This is a genomic window from Streptomyces spongiae (assembly GCF_009377185.1).
Classification (GTDB): Bacteria; Actinomycetota; Actinomycetes; order Streptomycetales; family Streptomycetaceae; genus Streptomyces; species Streptomyces spongiae.
The window spans coordinates 1-6611 of the sequence record NZ_VJZC01000556.1; the positions used below are offsets into that span (position 1 = coordinate 1).

General features: G+C 72.8%; 4 protein-coding genes. 1 reads left to right on the plus strand and 3 read right to left on the minus strand.

Annotation, left to right across the window (positions count from 1 at the left end):
- Positions 1-1007, plus strand: a 1007-nt coding sequence (locus FNH08_RS41290; RefSeq protein WP_152776651.1) for an ArgE/DapE family deacylase, incomplete at its 5' end; no start/stop codon positions are given.
- A 73-nt stretch (positions 1008-1080) separates the two neighbouring features.
- Here FNH08_RS41290 and FNH08_RS41295 read toward each other — a convergent pair.
- The 3 genes from FNH08_RS41295 to FNH08_RS41305 form a co-directional block, all read right to left on the minus strand.
- Positions 1081-3627, minus strand: a complete 2547-nt coding sequence (locus tag FNH08_RS41295; protein ID WP_152776652.1) for a helix-turn-helix transcriptional regulator — start codon at positions 3625-3627, stop codon at positions 1081-1083.
- 222 nt (positions 3628-3849) lie between these two features.
- A complete protein-coding gene (locus FNH08_RS41300; protein ID WP_322726300.1) occupies positions 3850-5745 on the minus strand; it encodes an anthranilate synthase family protein in 1896 nt (631 codons plus the stop codon).
- Positions 5742-6395, minus strand: a complete 654-nt coding sequence (locus FNH08_RS41305; RefSeq protein ID WP_152776653.1) for an isochorismatase family protein — start codon at positions 6393-6395, stop codon at positions 5742-5744. The genes FNH08_RS41300 and FNH08_RS41305 overlap by 4 nt, the downstream gene beginning before the upstream one ends.
- Between the last annotated feature and the right edge of the window lie 216 nt (positions 6396-6611).

Sequence of the window (6611 nt, forward strand, 5' to 3'; positions counted from 1 at the left end):
CGACCGAGGACGGTGGGGACGGGGCGACGGTGATCCTCCAGGGGCACGTCGACGTCGTACCGCCGGGGGACCTGGAGCAGTGGGAGGGCGATCCGTTCGTTCCGCGGGTGACCGGGGACACCGTGCACGGCCGCGGCGCCTGTGACATGAAGGCCGGGCTCACCGCGCACCTGGCGGCGCTGGCGGCGATCCGGGCGAGCGGGGTGCGGCTGCGCGGGCGGGTGGCGGTGCACTTCGTGGTCGGCGAGGAGGACGGCGGGCTGGGTGCCTTCGGTACGCTCCGGCGCGGTCACACGGGTGACGCCTGTGTCATCGCCGAGCCGACCGCCGGGACCCTCGTCACGGCCAACGCCGGTGCGTTGACGTTCCGTCTCGATGTTCCGGGCCGGTCCGCCCACGCGAGTTCGCGTGACGAGGGGGTGAGTGCCGTTGACGCGTATCTGCCCGTGCACCGGGCCCTGGCCCGGCTGGAGGCGGAGCGGAACACCGACCCGGACCCGCTGATGGCCGAGTACCCGATCCCGTACGCGCTCTCGGTCGGCACTCTGCGGTCCGGTGACTGGGCGAGCAGTGTGCCCGATCTCCTCGTCGCCGAGGGGCGGTTGGGCGTACGGCTCGACGAGGACCCGGCGGTGGCCCGGGCCGCGCTGGAGCGGTGCGTGGCCGAGGCCTGCGCCGCCGACCCGTGGCTGCGCGCGCACCCGGTGACGGTGACCTGGCCGGGGGGCCGGTTCGCCAGTGGCCGTCTGCCGGCCGGGGATCCGCTCCGGGACACCGTCGCAGACGCTCACGCGGCCGCGAACGCGGGTGTGCGGGTGCGGGAGCGCGGTGCTCCGTACGGCAGCGATCTGCGGCTCTACACGGCCGCGGGCATCCCCACCCTCCAGTACGGGCCGGGCGACATCCGCCACGGGCACAGCGTCCGGGAGCGGGTCACCCTGCCGGAGATCGTGGAGGTGACGCGGACGTTGGTGCTCACGGTGCTGCGCACGGTCAATACCAAGTAGGGGTTCACGGCGGCCGATGTCGCACCGGCGGCGCTTCCCGGGTGAACCGGCCCGGCCGCCGGCGTGCCGCCCGTCAGGCGAAGCCGCCCCTGCCGTGGTGGACGCGCCTGGCCAGCTCGACGCGTGAGTTGATGCCGAGCTTGCCGTAGATCCGGCGCAGGTAGTAGTTGACGGTGTGGGGGGAGAGGTGGACCTTCTGGGCGACCTGCCGGTTGGTCAACCCCTCGGCGACGAGAGCGGCGATGCTGCGCTCGGTCGTGCCCAGCAGGTTCTCCGTGGGGTCGGACTCGACCCCGCCGGCCGGTCCGCCCTTGCCCGTCGGCTCGCCCTCCGCGGTGGGCACGGGGGCCTCGACGGCGGTCATGCGGCCGATGTGGTCCCGAACCGTCCAGGTGGCGCGGCGCGGCGTCGGTGATGTCGGTGCGATGCCGCGCCGGTCCACCCGCCGTTCCCGCAGGAGTGCCTCCAGGTCCTGGGTCGCGCACGTCCTGGCCCACGCGTCCTGGTGACCGGCCGCCGCGCGGGCCAGGCCGTCGGCGTCGCACTCGTACAGGCTCCGTGCGTGGTCGGCAGCCACGGTGATGGCGGCAGTCCCCGGATTGTCGGCGGCCAGCCGCTCCGCGGCCCGCAGGCACGCCTCGCCGAGGCCGCGGTCCCCGGTGCGGCGCGAGAAACGGACGAACCAGGCGGCGGCACCCGGCTCCTCCAGCAGGAGGGGCCGCAGCGACGGCAGGTGCGCGTGGGAGGTGGCGAGGAGGCCGGCCGCCTCCCGCAGTTCGTTGCGGGCGTCGTACAGCAGGACGTCGAGCCATTGGCGGCGCGCGGCGAAGAACGAGGTGGCGCCCCGCCCGGCCTCCAGCTCCCGGCAGCGTGCCAGGTGCCGTGCGGCGGCGGTCAGGTCGCCCGAGCGTATGGCCACCAGGCACAGGGTGGCGGCCGCCCAGGTCATCTGGGCGTCGAGGCCCGCCCCCTCGGCCGTGGACAGGGCTCCGTCCGCGCGCTGCCGGGCACCTTCCAGATCACCGCCGCGTATCAGTGCCGCGGCCTCGACGAGGTCCACGGCCGGCGCGAGCACGGCGGGCTCCTCCTCGGACAGCTCGGTATGCGCCTGTCGGCAGAGGCCGGTCGCTTCGTCCGCCTCGTCGAGGGCGATCAGCTTGTACGCGAGCGCGAGCCGCGGATAGGACGGAGGGCGGGGCGCTCGGGGCGTCACCGACTGCTCGACGGCCTCCCGCCCGCGACGCACCGCCTCCCCCACGACCCCCTCGGCCCAGGCGAGGTTGGACAGCGCCACGGCCGCGGCCCGGTACAGCTCGGGTTCGGCACCCCGCGGCTCCCCGGAGCGGTCGAGGGCGGCCTTCCGGTGTGCGTGAGCGAGCAGCTCCACATCGGCCAGGTCGGCGTCCTCCCCGGCCTTGATCGGTACGGCGAACCGGTCGGCGGACATGGCGATGTCCGTCACCATGCGCCGGAGCACGGGCTTCTCCCGGGCCGGCACGGAACCGTTCAGAACACTGCCCACCAGCTGCACGGCCGAGGTGACGTGCCCGGCCTCCAGCAGGGTGCGCAGCGCTCCCCGGGTGTCGGCGCCCACGGCGCCGCGCGGAGGCCGCGCCGGGCGCGGGGTGCGGACACGGCCCAGCGCGGCCATGTCGTGGTCCGGGGGTGCGGGCTCGGCCGTGATCCGGCGGGCTTCCAGATGGAGGGTGGTGCGGACGCTCTCGGGGATCGTCTCGTAGATGCCCCGCCACACCAGCGGTTGCTGGAACGACAGGCCCTCGTCGGTGAACGCCAGGATTCCGGCGGCCAGGGGCTCGTCCAGCGCGGACAGCAGCGCCGCGGCGCTCGTCCCCAGCATGGCCGCGGCCTGGGGGAGCTGGAAGGTACGGCCCAGGATCGTGCCCACGCGCAGCAGCTGCACGGACTCCTTCGACAGCAGCCGGAGGCGGGCGTCGACCGCGGTGCGCACCCGAAGCGGCAGTTGCCCGGGGGTGAGGCGGACGAGCTCTCCCTCGGGCCCGACCCGCCCCTCTTCGAGCAGCCCCCTGACCAGCTGTACGACGAGCCGGGGGTTGCCGCCCGCGCAGTTCGCCACGTCGAGGAGGCCCTCCCGGGGGTCCACGCCGATGAGGTCGCGGACCAGGGAGCGCACGGCCTCGCTCGGGAGCGGCGCGAGCTCCAGCCGGTCCACGGGAGCGCTGTGTGCCTCGTACAGCTGCTCCAGTCCGAGCCCGGGAGCGTTCGCCCCGCGGGCCAGGAGCAGCGTGGGGGACGACCACGGAGCCGCGTCCGCCCGAGAGGAGCCGACCAGGTGGTGCAGTTCGCCGGCCGGAACGGTCTCCACGTCGTCCAGGACCAGTAAGGAACGGTCCTCCCCGGCCCGGCGGCGGCCGGACCCGGAGGCCGCCGCGCGCTCGCGGAGCTCTCCGGCCGACCAGTGGACGGAGAAGCCCTGCTGCCGGGCCCGGTGGGCCGTCTCGCGCAGGAGCCGGCTCTTGCCCACTCCGGTGAAGCCGTCGATGACCAGGGCCGAGCCGCTCCGGCCGTGCCGGGCCCCGGTGAGGAAGGCCGACAGCCGTCGCTTCTCACTCTCGCGACCGTGCAGCCCTGCCTCGCTCATGTGAATTACCTCCCCCACCGCTTCCACTGACACGACACCTGCTTCCGGTGTCCGGACTTTCAGTGTCCGGGACGCAGCGGGGTGATCCTGCCCGCCTCCGCCTCCGCAAAGCGTGCGTCTGGTCACACTGAGCGACGGGGAGGACGGTCCGCGGTGACGGGAGGGAGGCAGTACGACGTCACCGCGGCGTGCGGAGCGCGGAGCCGGGGGACTCCCCGGCCGTCAGCCGACGTACGTGCTCGACGCTTCCGCCATGAGGGTGCCGAGGATGCGTACGCCGGACTCCGTCAGCACCGACTCCGGGTGGAACTGGAGCGACGCGAACCCCTGGCCGCGCAGGGCGTGGATCTCGCCGGTCGTGGTGTCCCGGCTGAACTGCACGACACCGGCCAGCGGGTGGTCCAGTTCGTCCTCCTTACTGTGCGCGGCGAAGGTGTTGTAGAAGCCGACGCGCTCCTGGCTTCCGAACAGGTCGATCTCCTTCTGGACCCCCTGGTTGGGCTCGGGACGGCGGATCAGGTCGATCCCCAGGATGCCGCTGAGTACCTGGTGGCTCAGGCACACGGCGAGGAAGGGGCGCCGTTCACCGAGGAGCCGCGCGGTCGTCGCCCTCAGATGGGCGATCTTGGGGTGCGCGGAGTTCCGGGGGTCGCCGGGACCCGGCCCCATGACCACCAGGTCGTGGCCGTCGACGTCGTACGGCTCGTCGAACCTCCGTACCGTCACCTCCAGGTTCAGGGACCGGAGTTGGTGACCGATCATGGAGGTGAAGGTGTCCTCGGCGTCGACGACGAGGACGCTGCGGCCGGAGAGCGCGGGTACCGGACGCTGCTCTGCCGGGTCGGCGCGCAGCCAGTAGCCGGCGATGCTGTCGTTGCGCCGCTCCAGCGCCTCGCGCACCCGCGGGTGGTCGGCGAAGCGGCGCGGCCCGTCGGCCTCCAGGGCGGACAGCAGCCCCGCCGCCTTGGCCCGGGTCTCCGCCACCTCGGAACGCGGGTCGGAGTGGCGCACCAGCGTCGCGCCCACACCGATGCGGACGCGGCCGCCCGAGTCGATGTCCGCGGTGCGGATGAGGATGGACGAGTCGAGGGTGCGGTCGCCGCCGTTGTCCCGGCCGATCAGGGCGATGACGCCGCTGTAGTAGCCGCGGCCTTCCGGCTCGTGCCGTCCGATGACCTTGCACGCGTTCTCGACCGGGCTTCCGGTGACCGTGGGCGCGAACATCGTCTCGCGCAGGATCTCGCGCACGTCGCGGGACGTCCGGCCCTCGATGAAGTACTCGGTGTGCGCGAGGCGGGCCATCTCCTTGAGGTACGGGCCGACGACCCGGACGTCCTCGTCGCAGATCCGGGTCATCATCTTGAGCTCCTCGTCCACGACCATGTAGAGCTCGTCCGATTCCTTGCGGTCGGCGAGGAAGTCCATGATCTCGGGGAGGGCGGGGCCGGAGGCCGGATAGCGGTACGTACCGCTGATCGGGTTCATCACGGCGGTGCCGCCGCGCACGCTGATGTGCCGTTCCGGGCAGGCACCGACGAACGTACGGGTCCCGGTGTGGACGAGGAACGTCCAGTAGGCGCCGGACTCGCGTTCCAGGAGCCGCCGGAAGAACGACAGGGCGCTGCGCGGACCGTAGTCGGTGATGTCGGCGACGAAGGACCGCTTGATGACGAAGTTCGCGCCTTCGCCGCGGCCGATCTCGGTGTCGATGACATCGTGCACGAGCTCGGCGTACCGTTCGTCGTCCACGTCGAAGTGACGGCCCGTGAGCGTGACCGTCTCGTCGGGCAGGCGGCGCAGGGCGGAGGTGAGCGGCACGGTGTCCTGCGCGGTGACGGCCATGGTGATCAGCGGTTCGCCGTCGTCGGTGGCGGCGTAGCCGCGCTCGCGGATCTGCCGGAACGGGATGATGGCGAGCGTCTCGTGCCGCTCACCGGAGGGGGACGCGGGGGAGGGGGACGCGGGCGCCTCGGAGAGCGGGACGGACGCGAGCGTCTCCACCGTGGAGACCTCGCCGAGCAGCACCTCCAGGGTCTGCCCCACCGTCTCGGGACGGTGCAGGAGCGCGTAGGAGGAAGGCGGTCCGTCCAGTACGCGGGTCAGCAGGTCCTCGGTCACTTCGACTCACTCCCCGCCTCGAGCCGGGCCGACAGCGACTTGGCGGTGGCGACGACGGCGCAGCGCTCGGCCGCGTATCGCAGTGCCATGCGGTGGTACGACTCCGAGAAGTCGGCGACCGCGTCGGCGGCCAGGAAGGTCTGGATGTCGTTGGTGAACGCCTCCACGGCTGTCATCAGCACGCCGACGTGCGCGTACACCCCGCACACGATGAGCTGGTCCCTGCCGTGCTCGCGCATCCGCTCCAGCAGGTCGGACCGGAAGAGGGCGCTGTAGCGCCACTTGGTGAAGATCCAGTCGTCGGCCGCCGGCTCCACCTCGTCGACGATCTGGCGGTCCTCGGGGGTCACCTTCATGCCCGGGCCCCAGAAGTCCTTCAGCAGGCCGCGCTGTTCCTCGGTCATACCTCCCGGCTGCGCCGTGTAGGCGACCGGGACACCGAGCCGGGCGGCCGTGTCGCGCAACAGCGCGGTGTTGCGGACCAGTTCGTCGCCGGGTGCCTGACCGGCCGTGAACGGCCGCAGGAAGTAACGCTGCATGTCGTGGATCAGCAGGACCGCCCGGTCGGGGTCGGGCGTCCAGCCGGGGACGGGCTCGGGCAGCTCGCCCTCGGTGGGCATGGGGTACGGGGGGATCGGGGCAATCGCCATGAACATTCCTTGGGACGTCGAGGACCGGACCGGCGTTCGGGCACCGTGATCGACGGCGCGCCGCTTCCGCCTCCGGACCGGGTTCTTCATCTGGCCGGGTTGGCTGTCGGACCGGGTTGGTTGTCGGGCGTGGGCTTCTCGGCGGGCGGGGTTCGTCGCCGGGGCCCGGGTTTTTCGTGGGGCGGCTTCGTTGCCGGGACCTGGGGTCTGGGTGGG

Excerpts from the sequence above, each read along its gene's own strand:
- FNH08_RS41295 (WP_152776652.1), bottom strand. The coding sequence starts at position 3,627 with ATGAGCGAGGCAGGGCTGCACGGTCGCGAGAGTGAGAAGCGACGGCTG.
- FNH08_RS41305 (WP_152776653.1), bottom strand. The coding sequence starts at position 6,395 with ATGGCGATTGCCCCGATCCCCCCGTACCCCATGCCCACCGAGGGCGAG.